Genomic DNA, 17517 nt, shown 5'->3' with positions numbered 1-17517 from the left:
GAAACTTTAAATTTAGAAACCGGGTTTCTATGCAAAATCGTTATTTTTATTACAAGATTTCGATAAAGAAACCCGGTTTCTATATACCAAAACGTCGGAGAAAACCGCGTTTTTGCTTTTTTGGCTGTTTAGTTCTATTTTGCCCTAATCTAAATCTACTCAAAAACCCTTGACGCTTTTGTTTTTGCTGCACTTTTGACTTACGCTCAGAACGGTTCCGCTTGAACCCAAACCTCTGTAAAAACCCTTTACGCTGTTTAGTTTGTTTTTTTGCCAGGTCAATTATAATTTGTTGCTGTCGGACATATTCCTGTATTCCTGACTCAATATTAGATTTTCTAATGCTATGCATTGAGTTATCTTTATTCATTACTGCCAATACAGGGGAACAAACTAAAGAAAATATTAAGATTAAGATTACTGAGATTTTTCTCGGAAGCTTCATTTTTATGCTTTTACTTAGATTCCATTGAAGTAGTTTAGCAATTATGCCCGTGTAAGTGTATGAAAATACTGGTATTAAATGCAGGTTCTAGCAGTCAGAAAAGTTGTTTATACGAAATTCAGGACAATATTCCTGAAAATCCACCAAAACCTATTTGGTCTGCACAAGTTGAATGGCGCCCAGAAGTTGCTAAAATTAAAATTAAAACAGCGACAGCGGAGTTACAGCAAGATATATCAGCATCCCATTCTGAAACTATTGCCTACTTAATAGACAGTCTTCATCAAGGCACCACTAAGGTCATAAACGATTTATCAGAAATAGATGTAGTTGGACATCGAGTTGTGCATGGTGGTAAAGAATACCAGAGTAGTGTAGTTATTACGCAAGCAGTCATTGATACTATTCAACAGCTGGCTACTCTGGCGCCTGCTCATAATCCAGTAAACTTAAAAGGTATTGAAGCGATTCAAGAACATCTAGGTGATATCAAACAAGTTGCAGTATTTGATACAGCCTTTCATAGCCATATACCTGATGAGAAAGCAATATTTTCAGGTGCTTACGAATGGGTCTCTCAAGGTATACGTCGTTATGGCTTTCATGGTATTAGCCATCAATACTGTACACAACGTGCAGCTAAAATTCTTGGTCAAAATTTAGACTCACTACGGTTAATTAACTGTCACCTTGGTAACGGTTGCTCGCTGGCAGCAGTTAAAAATGGCCGCAGTATAGATACTACAATGGGTTTTACGCCTTTGGATGGTTTAATGATGGGTAGTCGTTCTGGCGCCATCGACCCAGGTCTTTTAATTCATTTATTACGTCAAGAAAATTATACACCTGAAACACTCGATAATCTTCTGAATAAATCATCTGGTTTACTTGGCATTTCTGGTATTTCTGGGGATATGCGGCAAATACTCGGCGCTATATCTCAAGGTAACGAGCGCGCAAAGCTAGCCTACGATATATATATACACCGTCTGAGATACTACATTGGCGCCATGCTTGCCAGTTTACAGGGTTTAGACGTTTTAATATTTACTGCTGGAGTGGGCGAAAACTCTCCAGATGTACGCTTTTCTGTGTGTGAAGCTTTCGGTTTTTTAGGATTGCTACTAGATAACCAAAAAAACCACAATCACCCTGTTGATATAAATATTGCGGCGCCCGAAAGCAAAGTCAAGGTTTTAGTGATACATACACAAGAAGATTGGCAGATTGCTTGTGAGTGTTTCAAGCTCCATTAAATAAACATTAAGTATTACTAAGGATTATGAACAAATGTAAATATAATGTAGGCACGATATAGATGTAATATGAGGAATTATAAAGACAAAATTAAAATATTAAAATTATAATTCATCCTTAAGATGTAAATCATGCGGGTAAGTTTTATTACATCGGTAGATGGACACATTCGCAGAAAAGTTCTACAATTTGAAAAAATTCTGGTAACTGTACTTATTGCTTAATAATTATAACCATAGTAAAGATTAGTAAAGATTTAAGGGTTAATAATCTTTACCCCAGGTTACATTTTAACAAAACTCAAAACCACTTATTAAAAAAGGAAACAAATCAAATGACCGTAAAGCTAATTTTAGTCGGATTAACAGTAGTGTTTACATTCGCTTGTCTGTTCTTCGGTACCAAGAATGGATTTTACGACACAGACAACTACCACGGTAATGGTTCTGCACACTAAATTTTAGTTTTAAAACGCGACATGTAGAAAACATTACATGTCGCGGTCGAAGCGTATCAGCAATTAGAGCGATAATTAGAGAGATTTATTATAGGGAGGGTTCATAATGAGTGAGCGCATCTCGGTATCCTCTCGGTTTGATACTGGGGAACCGATATGTGAATTGGAGTGCTTGCCGTATGGTGTTCATCATAACGGTGAAGGCGTTTGTTTGTTGGTACGTCTTGGACAATATCGCATTTTACTAGATTGTGGTTTGGATGATGTTTCTCCTTTAGTCAAGGGGTTAAAAAAGTCTGCACGTCAAGGTAGTTCACCCTTACCAGCCGATTTCGCTTTAGTTAGTCATGCTCACTCTGACCATGCCAAAGGTTTGTTACAGCTACATGAAACATTTCCACTTTTACCTATTTACGCTAGCGAGGTAACTAGTAAATTACTTCCGCTTAATTGGTTAGAACGCGAAGATAAAGACAATTTGCTTTTTTGTCAAGCTTTGCCGCTGCGTACTCCTATTGAACTTAAAGATGGTTTGGTTGTAGAGTTATTTCCAGCAGGTCATTTACCTGGCGCCGTTGCCACATTACTAACTTACACTACACCACAACGTATTTATAAGCTTTTATATACGGGTGATTTTTTCTTATCGAATTCGCGTTTGGTAGAAGGTTTACGGTTAGAAGAGTTGCGGGGATTAGAGCTAGATGTTCTAATTATTGAAGGTTCATATGGTACCGCGCGTCATTCGCATCGTCGTAACCAAGAAAATCAGCTAGCAGAACGAGTTAATCGAGCAATTGCAGAAGGTTACTCGGTTTTAATGTTAACTGCTGCATTAGGTTTAGGGCAAGAAATGCTAATGCTGCTTCGTAGTCATCACCATTTTACTGGACGTGATATAGATATTTGGGTTGATGATACTGTTGCTGTTGGCTGTGATGCTTACTTAGAACTTTTGCCACATTTACCAGCATCCGTGCAAAACTTTGCTCGACATCAACCGTTATTTTGGGATGAACGAGTTCGTCCACGAGTACGACGTTTACATCCTCAGTCACGTTCAATTGTCGGAAAATCTTCTTGTATTGTTCTAACTGATTCTCTTCAAGTTGATATTAACGAGTATTGTCAGCTTGACACAGGCCCTTGGTTAATTTTGGCGCCTGAAAAAGTTGACATAAAAATTAACTCTCTTTTATCACGATTAGTGCAGGTCGAAAGTTATCTTCTTGCTCAACACAGCGATGGACCAGGTACCACTCAATTAATTCACAACCTCCGACCGCAACACGTAATATTCGTTCATGGTTCACCCACTTATCTTGCTGATTTAACAAGTCTTGAAGAATTACAAAATCGTTATCACGTACATTCACCCGCAATTGGTGTATTAGTTGAGCTACCAATTGGTGATACCTTTTTACAGCCAGCCCCTCCAGAAACGAATTATGAAGGTGAACTTACAGAGTTAGGGCATGTCGTATCTATTACATTACCAGAGTCTATTGCCGCTGACCCACGTTGGCGCCAATTTGCTGACACAGGATTAATTGAAGCTCGTTGGCAAGGTGAAGAATTAGTATTAAGAGGATTGTCGCAACGCGAATTACTGAGTCAAAATAGTGATAAATTTATTTGGCATGACGTTGACTGTTGTGGAACTTGCCGACATCAACGAGGTGGACGCTGCTGGAACCCCACTTCTCCTTTATTTAATTTTAGAGTGACGCTCGAAGGGTACTGTCCCGCTTTTGAAAGTTTAAATAAAGAACGCTCAGATTAAAGAAACCGGGCTTCTTATCAAAATTTTCTTAGAACACGCTATTTATCTTGTAGAAGCCCGGTTTCTAAATTTTAGAATCAATAAGATAACCCCTCTTTACAATATCTTTACAAAGACACGTAAAAAGGGGTTAGCGCTGTGATTGCGAGGTTTGTGCTGCTTGCGAAAGCAAAAAACTTTTTAGAGAGAGAAGCTTCTTAACTTTTTGGGCAAATGTACTATCATGGCGCCTATGCTTTTTACGACGATAATTCATATAAAACATTTATAGGCGCCGTGAGTTATGTTTCAGGATTCGAGTCGGTGTAATTGTTGCGAATACGTTCAGCTTCGGGACAGTCTTCTGTCAAAAGTGGCTCAACATTACCGCGCGGTACAGAAGCCAATTTTTGCGTTACAGCACCAATACTTTCAAGCCGAACCATTTCTTCCCATGAACAAACTTCGTCTTCTTCGTCTGTTTCATATCGGAGAGTCACTAAATCTCCTTCAATGTCTAAAATGCGGGCACGCTCTATCCAGCGTTGCTGGTCTCGCAAGAAAACACAAACCTCACGCCCATCGCAGCACAATTGATAAATCTTGCGGTGTAGCATCTACTGCTTCTGCCTTTGTTAACGAAGTTAATTTTTTATTGAAAATTCGGGTATTAACCCCGTAGATAGCACCATTTGAAAGTCCGAATTATGACATATCAAAAGGTCTTTTACCTGACCAAAGTCTAAGTAGCTCGTTTCTCTTTAAACCGGGTCAAGAGTTAGAATATCTACCTCGTAGAAATCGTATAAGTCAGGATTTTTCCTTACCAGATTGACCATTACTGGCGAGTCCTTACTTGCGTAACGTAATATATTATACTCTAAAACAAGAGCGAGTTGCGGTTGCGTGAGTTGCCGACTGGTATTTTTTGACATCGTTGGGAACTCAGGGGACTATGCTTGAGTAAAACCCCTATGAATATGATCTTAGCTCATTAATAGGCTGTCCTGAATGATATTTGGCAACATAAATACAACAGTTATTACAGTTCGAGGTTTTTTTGTTAAAGAAGCGTGAAGAATAGGGAGTAAATATAAGCAATTAGATGAATATACCAAGATGATTATAGAAAATTCAGATATATCTGGTGTATCGGAGCGGTTTCCCGCTATCTGTACGATTATCTGTACTGGGCAATCAGTTCAAATAAAAGGTTTGAGGATGCTTCTCGCTTTACATGACCTGCCTGTAAAGCATCACATAATGTCACCAAAGCTTTTAAGTCTTCTGATTGATAGCTTCTAGTTGCTAACACCTGATGGATAAGACCTTCGGACTCAACACTTAAATATCCTGTCTGAAAAGCAGACTCAATTAAGGCGCGAATCATAATTGACACAGCACTTCGGTAGTTTGATACTTCTACTGTGGAATATTTTTAGCCGTTCTCAACTGATATGAGTCAGTTAACGCTGGTGATTCAATTAGATAATTTAGTGTGATTAAAATCACATACATTTCCGTAACGTGATATATGGCTACAAGCATTACCAATTAGTTTTTATATTGTATTACACTAACCAATTTTAAAATTTAATATGTACTAAATATAACTTCATTTTAAGTAATATTGTTTAGAAAGGTTTGGAATATTGCTCATTAATAGAACAGCCGAAAGTCCTCATCCATTTGACTCAAAAGCGATGTAACACCATTGCTACTAAACTTTTGCGCTAATTTGCTGCAAGCTGGGCGCTCGGTGGCATAATGCCCAGCGTCGATTAAAATGACTTTATAATCGCGGCTTTCTTGAAAAGCGTGAAACTTACAGTCAGAAGTTAAATAAACCTCGGCGCCACACCGTGCAACATCCTTTATATAACTGGCGCCGGAACCCCCCAAAACCGCGACCCGTTCAACAAGATACTCTAAATTAGCAGGGGAGTACATTAAATTTGGCGGTTCAAGACTAGTCCGAATCTTTCCTAATAAATCTTTCAAAGCCATATTTGGTACTAGAGTACCAACACGTCCATATCCTAAACCATTTTGAGTAGGCACTATAGGAGTAGTATCTTTCAATTCGAGAATTTGCGCCAAAACATCAGCAGTACCATCTTCAACTTGGTCAAAGTTGGTATGTGCCGAATAAATACCTATATTATTGATAAACGCTAACCGCACCATCTCACCAATTGGGTCGGAAACAGATAGAGACTTGGGTGGGTGAAAAATTAAAGGGTGGTGGGCAAATATTAAATTGATATTCGTGCCTGCATTACGAAGCGCAATAGCTTCTTGCATTACAGCTAAAGTTGGCGTCAAACACACGAGTACTGTCGCTGTTTTGTGTAACACCCCTGGTTCAACTTGCCAACCACAATTATCCCACTTTTCCTGCCAAGCTGGATTTGCCCAAGCTTCAAACCAATTGATTAATTCAGAAATTTTCATTTTTGTGTGCGATTAAATAATGTCAACGAGACCTGTTCCCGTAGCTGGTCGAATGGTTTATCCCATATAGTTGTAGCATTCCAATTCCATGCAGATACTGGTATCAGTTGATATTCAGCAAGGTACGTAAGTAATTTGTATTCGTCTTTAGGGTCGCGCGAAAAACAAAAAGGATTACGATAGCTACGTGTAGAAATGTGGTGGTAGCGTTCGTCATCTATACTAATTTTATGTAATAATTCTTTACCTTTATTATGTAAACAATCTAGAAAAGTTAAACTAAAGGGTTGAATATTAGCTCGGTTTACAGGGTCTTTTTGTACCCAGCGTGCCCAATCAAATCCATAGATAAAATCATGTAAGTATGGGAAACGTATTTCGCTTGAACATCCACACATGGACATTAACTCTACAACTTTATTGCCAAATACTTCTAAATATCTTATTGCCCCTTCTTTCGCGCTCACCGCTTGCTCGAACATACTATACACAATAAAATCATAATCCCAAAAAATATTTTCTGGGAAATTACATACTTGTGCGTGGATAATTCTTTCTACGGTAGTAAATAAACATTGTACAAGCTGAGTATCATCTGTTCTTTCTGCTATAATATTTCCGATATCTCGAAAACTCGTAATTATATTTTTATGTGGATTTAATGACAATGGTGTAATTTTATGCTGAATAATTATTTGGTCAATAGCTTGAAAGCGAGATGATACTAAAGGTAGTTTCGTCATATTTAAAACAGCATTATCAGCTTAATATTTGTACTAATTATCTGCACTTGTTTAAATAATTATCATAATGTCAAAATAAACAAAACTATATAAACATTTTTTGAAATATATTTCTAAATCTTAAGAAACCGAGAAACCGGGTTTCTACCCATTCATTGTCGCAGACAAATCTTTGCTTTTATTACAATATTGTAAAAGAAACCCGGTTTCTAACGCCAAAATAGGTTTTCATAATGATTCCATTACCAACCATCAACGCTTTAAAGCAACCAACGAGTTCAGCTTGGATAGAACAAGCTCTCGCAAACCTCGATACAATTTTGCTCGACCACTCCCACTGCGAGCGTAAAGCTGCTGGTGTGGCGTTAAATTTTATGTTCCGCTACCCATCTAATACCAAAATGGTAAGGGAGCTAACCAAAATAGCTCAAGAAGAACTTGAACACTTTGAGCTAGTCAACCAATGGCTCGAACGTCGTAATATAGCTTTGGCGCCTTTGCCACCACCACCATATGGAGCAGGTTTAAAAGCACAAGTTCGTCCCCAAGAACCACATAGATTTTTAGATTCATTACTCGTTACAGGTTTAATCGAAGCGCGTAGTCACGAGCGTTTAGGGTTATTAGCAGCACATTGCCCTGAACCTGAGTTAGCCAAGTTTTACAAAGGTTTAATGGCATCGGAAGCGCGACACTTTGGCATGTACTGGGTACTCGCCGATACTTACTTCGACCGTAAAGATGTAATGCAGCGACTAGATGAGTTAGCTGTAGTTGAGAGTGAGCTACTAGCAACTTTACACCCAGAACCAAGAATTCATAGTTAGTCATTATTGCCTACATGAACCAATATTACAAAGATTATTTAATTCGCTCCTGGGAAAAACATCATCGTATTCCCGCATCCGAAGTTATTCGGTGTGTACTTGCAGAATATGGTTTAGGTTGGGAACCAGATGGCGCCGATAAAGATGTACTACAAATTGAGGAATGTTACCTAGCTACAGGTGGGGAGTTCTGGGTTGTGGAATATCAAAACCAAGTAGTGGGTACAGGCGCCTATTATCCTATTCTTCGTGGACAAAAAGCTGTAGAAATCAGAAAAATGTATTTATTACCGCAAGTTCGCGGATTTGGCGTCGGAAAATATTTGTTACAACAGCTAGAAGAAACTATCAAAAAGCGTGGTTTCGAGCAAATTTGGATAGAAACCGCTAGCGTTCTCGTTGAAGCTGTCAGACTTTATGAAAATAATGGTTACAAAGCAGCAACAGGAGTTGAAACAGCAAGATGCGATAGAGTTTATGTAAAAAAGTTAGGAGTTAGGAGTTAGGAGTTAGGAGTGCTGATACAAAATTTTTTCAATTTATTTTTGAAATCGAATTGTCCAATTTGTCAGCGTGCGACATCAAGCGAATTATGTCCTAACTGCACGAAGCAATTATATAAATGCCAGATAAATGACGCGAGTGTTTTTTGGAAACCACCTGTAAGAGTTTTTGCTTGGGGTGCCTATGGTGGTATTCTCAAACGAGCCATTGCGGTGATGAAATATGAAAAACACCCAGAAGTTGGTCGTTTGTTCGGTCAATGGTTAGGACAACAATGGTTAGCAGACGTACCATTACAGTCGCCAGATCGAAAATTTGTAGTAGTTCCCATACCTATCCACCCTGAAAAATTAAAAAAACGCGGTTTTAACCAAGCTGCGGTAATCGCCAAAGGTTTTTGTGATGTAACTGGATATCACATTAAAGAAGATTTACTGCTAAGAGTGCAAGATACCCAAACAATGCACAGCTTATCGCTTTTCGAGCGCCAAAAAAACTTAACAGCCGCCTTCACAGTTAAAAATTTACACACTCATCCAAAGCGCGTACTGATTATAGATGATATATATACAACAGGCGCCACCGCTTCGGAAGCAGTAATAACACTGAATCAGGCTGGAATAGAAGTTATCGGTGTTGCAGCAAGCGCAATAACATTGAAGCAGAAATATTAAGCACCTAGGCAACTCAGGGTGTGAATTATTATAATTGGCCCAATATATATACTCGAAGAGTGGAAAAGGTACTGTAATGATTAGTAAAACTGTAGCGGTGTTCAGGCAATTATTAGTCATGAGTACCACATTACTAACGATTGAGATAACTGCAACCGCAAGTTTTGCTCAGGTAAATAAAGTCTATAGTCCTTTACCCTTGCCATCAACTTACGAAGTTACAGACTCGCTAACAGACAAAGACATCCCTACAGGTCAAGGTGGTTTTGCACGCGACTATACAGTGAAGTTGAACAAAGGCGAAAATTTAGCGGTTGACCTAGCTTCAGACAGTTTTGACAGCATTATTACTCTACTTGGTCCCAACGGCAGTACTGTCGCAGAAAACGACGATGGTCCTGATGGCAGCAGTAACTCATTATTGTTTACTCGAATTAGCGAAACTGGAAGCTATATAGTTCGCGTGCGTTCATTCGGAGAAACGGGAGTTGGTGCATTTAAATTAAAAGTAACGCGATTACAACCTGTCAAATAATTGTCATCGAACATAAAAATAGTGCTTCTGTCCATTCAACAACTGCACCATAAGTATCACCTGTGTGTCCACCTAATTTATAGTTGAACCAGGAGCCTGTGATGAAAGATAGAGTGATACCAGCTAGTACGGTAAATGGTACAAAAGTCAGATTTTGAGGATGTAGAAGCGCTGTTAGGGTGGTTATTGCTAAGAGTAATAGTAATCCGGGTAGTAAATCGAATGGTGAATTTATAGCTTCTTTATGAAAAGCTCCTTTCCCAGTCGGTTTTAAATAGCTGTAGCGTAAAATAGCTAATACTTGTGCCCAACGTCCCCAACCACATGCTGCAATAATCGCAAACCATCGATTTTGCGGGTTGAGGTCGGTTAGTGCTGCTGTTTTTAATAGTAATATTAATACACCTGCCATTGCCCCAAAGGCGCCTGTAGCACTATCAGCCATTACTTCTAAGCGTCGTTCTGGGTTTGTCACTGCTAATCCATCAGCAGTGTCCATTGCACCATCTAAATGCAAACCGCCTGTAATGTAAACCCAAAGCGCAACTACCAACACACTGCGTGTAAATGTTGGTACATATAATAAAGTTAAACCTATATCAATTAGTAACAGTAGCATAGCTATTACTAACCCAACTACTGGCGCCAAGCGTGCTACCCGTTTAAAATTTAATCCTTCTATGTATGGCAATGGTATTGATGTATAAAATATAATGCTAGATACAAAACTTAACCATAAGTCTTTACACCACTGGCAAATCGTTGTCATATTAGTTACATTGATAATGTCGTTAATAAATTTCAAGATATGAGTAATCAAACGTATAGTTTATACATGGGCAGCAAGACAATTTTTAAAGCTTTCGATAAGATTGTTTTGTAAAAGGAACTCAGTACTGAAAATTTTGTTATGCTTGTGCCATAAGCAAGAACAAAATTTAAAGTATAAAAAAATACTTTATAAAAAGTATGTTGAATGACACACAGTTTTATGTTACCGACTTCGGCTAATAATAAATTACAATTTATTAGGTGAATACCCTACATTTAACAAATTAATATAGATAATAATTAAAGTGCAGGGGGTCAACAAAGCTGTAACATTTTCTTTAGTTAGCATTGTTGTAAATTGTTTTTGAGCGGTCTTATTTTCTACTATGACTCATCATCTACCTGATACTAAAATACCAGCCCCGTGTATAATAGATGCGGGCGTAATTGTCAATAAATTAGATATGCGACGATTGCTAACTGATTTAGGTCGTGTTCGCTATATTTACCTTTTGGATGGTGAGGTACATACAGAAGGTGAGGGAGATGTGATGGAGGTTTTCGCGAATCCTTCTCGCTCGACCTTGGTAGCAAATCAAGCGCTTTATTTAAATGTTTGCAGCTTTGACTACCTCGAACTCAGACAAACCCCAGAAAAGCAAACTCACTTCGACTTGGTGCAAGAAGGATGGCGCCTGCGTATAATTCCTTTATCGACTCCTTTACAGGAGAGGCGTGACCGTAGTATGAATGTAAATACCATTGAGGCGATGATGGAGCAAGTACTTTCGGCGCGTTGGGATGCAGAATTTGATGATGATAGTTCTGATATGTTTTAAAGCAGATAAAAATAATTAGCTTATACATTTTTTAAAATTCTTTTAAAATAACCTCTGTGTGGATTTCTTTAGGAAGTCTGTTTTTTTATAGAGGTTGATATATTTTGAGTTTTAATTTTTCCTTCGAGTGTGTAGCAGAGTGTAAGCACACCAAAGCGCGAGCAGGTATTTTTCATACCCCACACGGTATCGTTGAGACACCAAGGTTTATGCCAGTGGGGACGTTAGCTAATGTTAAAACCATAACTCCAGCACAGCTTAAAGATACTGGAGCGCAAATGGTATTATCTAACACATATCATTTACATCTTCAACCAGGTGAAGCGATTGTAGCAGGTGGTGGTGGACTGCACAAATTCATGGGTTGGAATGGGCCGATGCTGACTGATTCGGGTGGATTTCAGGTTTTTAGCTTGAGTGAAATGCGAAAAATTACAGAAGAAGGTGTAACTTTTCGTTCACCTCACGACGGTCAAATTATTAACTTAACACCTGAAAAGTCTATCGAAATCCAAAATATTTTAGGCGCCGATGTGATAATGGCGTTTGATGAATGTCCACCATATCCAGCGACTCGTGAAGAAGTAGAGACAGCAACCGCACGAACATATCGTTGGTTAGAAAGATGTATTGCAGCACATCAACGTACTGACCAAGCATTATTCGGTATCGTTCAAGGTGGAGTATACCTAGATATGCGCTCCAGCGCGGCATCAAGTTTAGCAGCATTTGATTTACCTGGTTATGCCATAGGTGGTGTTAGCGTTGGAGAACCACCTGAATTAATTCATCAAATTGTCGAAGCAACGGCGCCGCTGTTACCCTACCATAAACCTCGTTATTTAATGGGAGTAGGGACATATCAAGAAATGGCAATTGCAATCGCATCAGGTATAGACTTATTTGATTGCGTAATTCCAACACGATGGGCACGTCACGGAACAGCAATGGTACAAGGAGAGCGTTGGAATATAAAGAATGCAAAGTTTCGTGAAGACTTTACACCCTTAGACGAAACTTGTCCTTGTTACACCTGTCAAAATTTTAGTCGCGCTTACCTATCACATTTGGTGCGTTGCCAAGAAATTCTCGCTTACACTTTACTATCCATCCACAACATCACCGAACTCATCCGCTTTACTCAAAAAATCCGCCAAAGCATTATAAACGGCACTTTTGCCACCGACTTCGCAATATGGCTCGATACAAGTAATGAGTCGAAAGTGCTGAGTGCTGAGTAGAGTTAGGAGTTAGGAGTTGGAAGTTAAGAGTTAGAAATTAGAAGTTGGGAGTTATTTTTAACTCAGCACTCAGCACTCGGCACTCAGCACTCATAACTATTCTTAACTTTTGTAAACTCAACACTCAGCACTCAGCACTCATTACTGATTGCATGTTAAGATACATCTCAAATATTAAAGCTGTGTTGGATAGGTGGATTTAATTAACATGGAACCTACATTACTGTTGGCAAAGTTGCCTGAAGCATACCAAATCTTCGACCCATTGGTAGATGTTCTGCCAATTATCCCTGTATTCTTCTTACTATTAGCCTTTGTTTGGCAAGCTGCCGTAGGTTTTCGGTAAGTTACTTTTAAATTAATTTGCACCCAGACAGGTAATAATGCCTGTCTTCTTTTTTTAATTTAAATGTTTACATAGCTTAATATTAATTAATATAAGTTAACACTTAGATATAATATTGTACGAAGTAAAATAGACCGTTTGTGAGGTAATAGGTATGGGCAATATGAATTTCGTGAAGGAGAGTAAAGAAGTCATAGCAGCAAACGGCGCCAATATGCGGCTAAGTGCGATGCAAAATGGGATAGATATATATAAAGTCTGGGGAAAAATGATGAACTGCGGTGGTTATGGACAATGCGGTACATGCATTGTGGAAATCACAGAAGGAATAGAAAATTTATCACCACGTACAGACGCAGAAAATCAGATTTTAAAGAAAAAGCCAGAAAACTACCGTCTAGCTTGTCAAACTTTAGTTAATGGGCCAGTTAGCATAATCACCAAGCCGAAATAAAACAAATCTACTATGCCGAATATATTTTTTACTTCCACATTGTAGTTAATGCTATCCTAAAATTGTTAAGTGGATAACAGAGAGAGGCTTTGCTGCTATGCAAACTAATGATTTGGGGTTTATTGCGAGCATTCTGTTCGTATTGGTTCCTGCGGTCTTTTTAATTCTTCTTTACACCGTCACCGCAAGTCGTGAAGGTGGAAGAAAAGATTCTTAATTTAGAAACCTGGTTTCTTCAAGAAACCAGGTTTCTTATTTGAAATTAAGCTGCTTCTGTACGTGCTAGTAACACAGGACATGTCGCATTAACACGAACATAGTCTGAAAGAGAGGCGCCTAACAAGCGGTCTAAATCAACAAAGCTTTTAGCAATAGAAGGACGACGGTCAGGAGAACCCATCAGTAACAGGTCTATATTATTTTCTTCTGCCAAGCGACAAATTTCTTGACCTGCTCGACCACTAGTAGTAGCAATTCCCTCTTGTCCAGAAGTACCACTACTCGAAACACAACGAACAGGTACACCATACTTTTTAGCTTCAGCAGCAGCAGCAGCTAAAACAGGGTTATCAGCTGGATTAAAGTCAGGTTTATTAGATTTGCCCATCCAGTCGGTATTAACATTGGCAAGAAACAACTCTGCTCCTTTTAAATCTTGCATTAAAAACAAAGCTAACTTTAAGCAGTGTTTAGCAGAATCAGAACTATCTATTGCCACCATGACCCGGTTAATCTTTTTAACGTATATATCATCTTTAACCAGTAACATTGGACGTGACGATAATTGGAAAACGTATTGACTAACCGAGTTCGACAAAATTGACTGTAATCGCTTTAACCCCCTAGAACCCATAATAATCAAATCCGCTTCGATTTCATCTGCCACTTGACAAACTACATCTTTAGGTTCACCTTGACGTAAAATCGAAGAAACGCGACTAGGGTCTAAGTTGAGATACTGAATTGCATTTGCTAATATTTTGCCACCTTCTTCCCACTTAGCAGTCATGGATTCCGCAGTTGTTTGACCCGGTACTACGTGTAAAACAGTTATTTTCGCGCGCTTCGCTGCGGGTAAATCAGCGAAAGTTTTGAGCATTTCTTCTGCGTGCCCCAATCCGGAGACAGCTAGTAATATTTTTTCTATCATCTTACTTGTTTACGTTCACAGTTTGGGTAGTAATCGGTTTTTTGCGTAAATAAACACTATTAATTAACAGCAAAAGCATTACTGGCTGCTTATTAATACATGTTTTGCTTATATGTTTATTTACGCAGAATTATTGTTTATTTTGTTTGGCTTAAAGCAGATAAACTACTTAAATTACAGGAGTAAATAGTGCCTTATAAATGTACTATTCACAAGCTGTTGTACTTTTATTGTTCAACTTTGAGTATACTCTATTATTTTCCACTATTCAGTTTAACAATTGTTATCTAGGTTATTAGTTTCAATCTATATTTGCCGATTTTAATTAGTCTAAATTATAATATTTGTTGCAATTTGCACTAAAATAATACCAACTAATTAACTTTTGTAAAAAATAACTATAAATTTTCTAGCTTTCTGTTACACAATTGTTAATTTTTCTATATAAGTGTTTAAACTAGTTTCATATTAAAATTAATTAACAATACGATTCGTCTTGTTTCTCTTGTAGCATAGGCATCTTGCCTGTGCAGTCAAAGTAATTATTTTTACCTTATTAGGCACAGAGGAAGGATAAATTGGCGCCTATCCTCTATGTTTAGAAATTTTGTAGGACGGGCAGGGATGCCCGTTCCACAAGATTTTACACAAGATTTTACACAAGATTTTACACAAGATTTTACACAAGATTTTGCACAAGATTTTACACAAGATTTTGCACAAGATTTTACACAAGATTTTGCACAAGATTTTACACAAGATTTTGTGCTTTTAGGTTTTTAGGCTGCTTGTGGCGCCAATCCGTTATGACGAAGTAAAGGTTCGGTGCTTGGTTCGCGTCCTCTAAAGTTTTTGAAGACTTCCATTGGGTGTTTGCTTCCACCTAATGCGAGTACGGTTTCGCGGTAGCGTTTTCCTGTATCTTTTACTGCTGCTTCGTTTTCTAAGCCTGCTTCTTCAAATGCGGCGAAAGCATCGGCACTTAATACTTCTGCCCATTTATAGCTGTAGTAACCTGATGCATATCCACCTGCAAAGATATGACCGAAGGCACATAAAAATGCATCTTCTGGTAAGGGTGGAATAACGGTGGTTGTTTTGGCAAGACGCGCGCGCAGGTCTTTGGCTTTTTCTTCACCACCTGGTTGATAGCTGTTGTGAAGTTCTAAGTCTACTAAGCTAAAGTGGACTTGGCGAAGTGTTGCTGTACCGCTCATGTAGTTCTTGGCGGCGAGCAGTTTTTGGTAGTAATGTTCGGGTAATGTTTCACCTGTTTCGTAGTGTTTTGCCATGCCGAACAATGTTGGACGCTCGTAACACCAGTTTTCCATAAATTGGCTAGGTAATTCGACGGCATCCCATTCAACGTTGTTGATACCTGCTGCACTTACATAATCTACTTTAGTAAGCATGTGGTGCAAACCGTGTCCAAACTCGTGGAATAAAGTTTCAACTTCGTTGAATGTCATTAAGCTGGTTTTACCATCAATTGGTGGAGTTTGGTTACATACCAAATACGCTACAGGTAAACGAGTTGTGCTTGTACCATTTTGGGTTATCTTTGCCCGGTTAATACAAGTATCCATCCAGGCGCCACCACGTTTTTCAGCAGGACGACTATATGGGTCAAGATAGAAGTAAGCAATAGGGGAACCTGTATCATCAGCTATTTGGAAGTAGCGAACATCAGGATGCCAAACGGGTGCTTGTCCCGAAGCTGGAGTAACAGTTACACCAAATAATCTTTGTACTAACCCAAACAAACCATCAAGAACTTGAGGTAGTGGGAAGTAAGGACGCAATTCTTCTGCTGTAAAATCAAATTTAGCTTCGCGCTGACGTTCTGCCCAAAAAGCAATATCCCAGTGTTTAAAGTCTGATGCTTCAGGGGCGCCTTTTGACGCTGCAAATTCTTTTAATTCTTCTAATTCTTTGACTGCTGCATCATAAGAAGCTGCGCGTAGTTCTTCGAGTAACTTTTGTACAGCTTCAACGCTTGGCGCCATTTTGCTCTTTAAGCTAACCTCGGCATAATTCTTATAACCCAGTAAATGTGCAAGTTCAGTACGTAATTCTAAAATACGCTCAATCAGAGGATTATTATCTAACTCACCCGAAGACGCGCGTGTTAAAAACGCTTTATATACTTTTGAGCGTAAATCACGACGAGTACTATGCTGTAAAAACGGGCCATAGCTAGGAAAATCAAGCGTAATTACCCAAGGACCCGAATCTGGGGTAGCATTTTCTTCACCCGTAGCACGCGCAGCTTGGGCAGCAAGACTTACTAAACTTGGTGGTAAACCTTGTATTTCGTCTTTGCTTGTCAACTTCAAACTAAAAGCTTTAGTTGCATCAAGCACATGATTAGAGAACTTCGTCGAAAGTTCCGCTAACTCCATTTGAATAGCATTGAAACGTTCGCGTGCTTGCGAGTCTAAACCAATACCCGATAGTTCAGCGTCACGAATAGCGGAGTCAATAATACGCTTTTGAGCAGGTTCAAGCGTTGCCCATGTATCACTATTACGTAGAGATTTAAAAGCGTTGTAAACAGGTTGACTTTGACTAAGTTTATTAGAAAACTGTACTACTTTCGGTTGAACTGTCTCATAAGCTTCGCGCAACTCATTACTATTTTTTACACCCATAAGGTGACTTACGGCGCCCCAAGTCCAGTACAGACGTTCAGAAATTTTTTCCAATGGTTCAACTAAACCACTCCAAGTTGGCTGTACGTTACTTTCTAGCTTAGTAAGTTCCGCATCGAGTTCGGTTATCAACTCTGTCACCGCTGGTACTACATGCTCTGGTTTAATTTCTGAGAAGGGGGGTAAACCGGAACCTTTCAATAAAGGATTATTTGATATAGTCGCTGTACTCATAGAATCTGTGTGAGACGAAGCCTGTAAAAATTGATTATCCTTATAATGTAGCGATTATGGCTGAATTTTTAACTACCAGATAGCCGAACCTGGCAACGGATACAACGGATGTAACGGATGGTTGTAGCACCTCTGTCCTCAGCTGTGCAGTGATATATGTATTTTTACCACAG

At 38.8% G+C, this 17517-nt stretch carries 23 protein-coding genes; 13 read left to right on the top strand and 10 right to left on the bottom strand.

Annotation, left to right across the window (positions count from 1 at the left end; genetic code table 11):
• Positions 1-79: 79 nt before the first annotated feature.
• On the bottom strand, positions 80-445 hold the full coding sequence (locus DSM106972_RS27385) for a hypothetical protein (RefSeq protein ID WP_127083662.1): 366 nt from the start codon (positions 443-445) through the stop codon (positions 80-82).
• Between the two features lie 59 nt (positions 446-504).
• On the opposite strand from DSM106972_RS27385, the gene DSM106972_RS27380 reads away from it, so the two are divergent.
• From DSM106972_RS27380 to DSM106972_RS27375, 3 genes are all read left to right on the top strand, one after another.
• A complete protein-coding gene (locus DSM106972_RS27380) occupies positions 505-1701 on the top strand; it encodes an acetate kinase (RefSeq protein ID WP_127083661.1) in 1197 nt (398 codons plus the stop codon).
• A gap of 335 nt (positions 1702-2036) precedes the next feature.
• On the top strand, positions 2037-2159 hold the full coding sequence (locus DSM106972_RS55000) for a DUF8629 family protein (protein WP_085955681.1): 123 nt from the start codon (positions 2037-2039) through the stop codon (positions 2157-2159).
• 106 nt (positions 2160-2265) lie between these two features.
• Entirely contained in the window at positions 2266-3942 is a 1677-nt protein-coding gene (locus tag DSM106972_RS27375) for an MBL fold metallo-hydrolase (protein ID WP_127083660.1), read from the top strand.
• Positions 3943-4072: 130 nt separating this feature from the next.
• On the opposite strand, the gene DSM106972_RS54995 is transcribed toward DSM106972_RS27375, so the two are convergent.
• The 6 genes from DSM106972_RS54995 to DSM106972_RS27355 form a co-directional block, all read right to left on the bottom strand.
• Positions 4073-4198: a hypothetical protein gene (locus tag DSM106972_RS54995; protein WP_267901163.1), complete on the bottom strand. Its 126-nt coding sequence runs from the start codon at positions 4196-4198 to the stop codon at positions 4073-4075.
• A gap of 25 nt (positions 4199-4223) precedes the next feature.
• On the bottom strand, positions 4224-4538 hold the full coding sequence (locus DSM106972_RS27370; RefSeq protein WP_019492311.1) for a DUF6679 family protein: 315 nt from the start codon (positions 4536-4538) through the stop codon (positions 4224-4226).
• A gap of 144 nt (positions 4539-4682) precedes the next feature.
• On the bottom strand, positions 4683-4856 hold the full coding sequence (locus DSM106972_RS52275) for a hypothetical protein (RefSeq protein ID WP_170213605.1): 174 nt from the start codon (positions 4854-4856) through the stop codon (positions 4683-4685).
• A gap of 245 nt (positions 4857-5101) precedes the next feature.
• Positions 5102-5311, bottom strand: a complete 210-nt coding sequence (locus DSM106972_RS27365; RefSeq protein ID WP_127083659.1) for a hypothetical protein — start codon at positions 5309-5311, stop codon at positions 5102-5104.
• Between the two features lie 269 nt (positions 5312-5580).
• The gene (locus DSM106972_RS27360; RefSeq protein ID WP_127083658.1) at positions 5581-6375 is read right to left on the bottom strand and encodes a Nif3-like dinuclear metal center hexameric protein; all 795 of its coding nucleotides are present in this window, start codon (positions 6373-6375) and stop codon (positions 5581-5583) included.
• Positions 6372-7118: a hypothetical protein gene (locus DSM106972_RS27355; protein ID WP_127083657.1), complete on the bottom strand. Its 747-nt coding sequence runs from the start codon at positions 7116-7118 to the stop codon at positions 6372-6374. The genes DSM106972_RS27360 and DSM106972_RS27355 overlap by 4 nt, the downstream gene beginning before the upstream one ends.
• 233 nt (positions 7119-7351) lie before the next feature.
• Here DSM106972_RS27355 and miaE point away from each other — a divergent pair, with 233 nt between their 5' ends.
• From miaE to DSM106972_RS27335, 4 genes are all read left to right on the top strand, one after another.
• On the top strand, positions 7352-7945 hold the full coding sequence (gene miaE, locus DSM106972_RS27350) for a MiaE family protein (protein ID WP_127083656.1): 594 nt from the start codon (positions 7352-7354) through the stop codon (positions 7943-7945).
• A gap of 14 nt (positions 7946-7959) precedes the next feature.
• On the top strand, positions 7960-8451 hold the full coding sequence (locus tag DSM106972_RS27345; protein WP_127083655.1) for a GNAT family N-acetyltransferase: 492 nt from the start codon (positions 7960-7962) through the stop codon (positions 8449-8451).
• 12 nt (positions 8452-8463) lie between these two features.
• Positions 8464-9123, top strand: coding sequence for a ComF family protein (locus DSM106972_RS27340; RefSeq protein WP_127083853.1), 660 nt, complete (start codon positions 8464-8466; stop codon positions 9121-9123).
• A gap of 118 nt (positions 9124-9241) precedes the next feature.
• Positions 9242-9658: a PPC domain-containing protein gene (locus DSM106972_RS27335; RefSeq protein ID WP_411675340.1), complete on the top strand. Its 417-nt coding sequence runs from the start codon at positions 9242-9244 to the stop codon at positions 9656-9658.
• On the opposite strand, the gene cobS is transcribed toward DSM106972_RS27335, so the two are convergent.
• Positions 9651-10427, bottom strand: a complete 777-nt coding sequence (cobS, locus tag DSM106972_RS27330) for an adenosylcobinamide-GDP ribazoletransferase (RefSeq protein ID WP_127083653.1) — start codon at positions 10425-10427, stop codon at positions 9651-9653. The two genes, DSM106972_RS27335 and cobS, sit on opposite strands and share 8 nt — an antisense overlap.
• Positions 10428-10815: 388 nt before the next feature.
• Here cobS and DSM106972_RS27325 point away from each other — a divergent pair, with 388 nt between their 5' ends.
• The 5 genes from DSM106972_RS27325 (at position 10816) to psbM (ending at position 13526) form a co-directional block, all read left to right on the top strand.
• Positions 10816-11268: a hypothetical protein gene (locus DSM106972_RS27325; RefSeq protein ID WP_127083652.1), complete on the top strand. Its 453-nt coding sequence runs from the start codon at positions 10816-10818 to the stop codon at positions 11266-11268.
• A 104-nt stretch (positions 11269-11372) separates the two neighbouring features.
• Complete coding sequence (tgt, locus tag DSM106972_RS27320) at positions 11373-12509, top strand: tRNA guanosine(34) transglycosylase Tgt (protein WP_127083651.1); 1137 nt, start codon at positions 11373-11375, stop codon at positions 12507-12509.
• Positions 12510-12717: 208 nt separating this feature from the next.
• Positions 12718-12855 carry a photosystem II reaction center protein K gene (locus tag DSM106972_RS27315; RefSeq protein WP_019492323.1) on the top strand — a complete coding sequence of 46 codons (138 nt, stop codon included), beginning with the start codon at positions 12718-12720 and terminating at the stop codon, positions 12853-12855.
• A gap of 154 nt (positions 12856-13009) precedes the next feature.
• Positions 13010-13309: a 2Fe-2S iron-sulfur cluster-binding protein gene (locus DSM106972_RS27310; protein ID WP_127083650.1), complete on the top strand. Its 300-nt coding sequence runs from the start codon at positions 13010-13012 to the stop codon at positions 13307-13309.
• A 97-nt stretch (positions 13310-13406) separates the two neighbouring features.
• Positions 13407-13526 (top strand): photosystem II reaction center protein PsbM, encoded by a 120-nt coding sequence (gene psbM, locus DSM106972_RS27305; RefSeq protein WP_073618807.1) that lies wholly within the window; start codon positions 13407-13409, stop codon positions 13524-13526.
• Between the two features lie 45 nt (positions 13527-13571).
• Here the strand turns inward: psbM and DSM106972_RS27300 are convergent, their stop codons facing one another.
• On the bottom strand, positions 13572-14459 hold the full coding sequence (locus tag DSM106972_RS27300; RefSeq protein WP_127083649.1) for a universal stress protein: 888 nt from the start codon (positions 14457-14459) through the stop codon (positions 13572-13574).
• A gap of 594 nt (positions 14460-15053) precedes the next feature.
• Here DSM106972_RS27300 and DSM106972_RS27295 point away from each other — a divergent pair.
• A complete protein-coding gene (locus DSM106972_RS27295) occupies positions 15054-15242 on the top strand; it encodes a hypothetical protein (RefSeq protein ID WP_127083648.1) in 189 nt (62 codons plus the stop codon).
• On the opposite strand, the gene DSM106972_RS27290 is transcribed toward DSM106972_RS27295, so the two are convergent.
• A complete protein-coding gene (locus DSM106972_RS27290) occupies positions 15239-17344 on the bottom strand; it encodes a M3 family metallopeptidase (protein WP_127083647.1) in 2106 nt (701 codons plus the stop codon). The two genes, DSM106972_RS27295 and DSM106972_RS27290, sit on opposite strands and share 4 nt — an antisense overlap.
• Positions 17345-17517 lie beyond the last annotated feature (173 nt).

This window comes from Dulcicalothrix desertica PCC 7102 (genome assembly GCF_003991905.1).
In the GTDB taxonomy this organism is placed as follows: domain Bacteria; phylum Cyanobacteriota; class Cyanobacteriia; order Cyanobacteriales; family Nostocaceae; genus Dulcicalothrix; species Dulcicalothrix desertica.
Note: the sequence above shows the minus strand (reverse complement) of the source record. Positions and strands in the feature narration are given on the sequence as shown.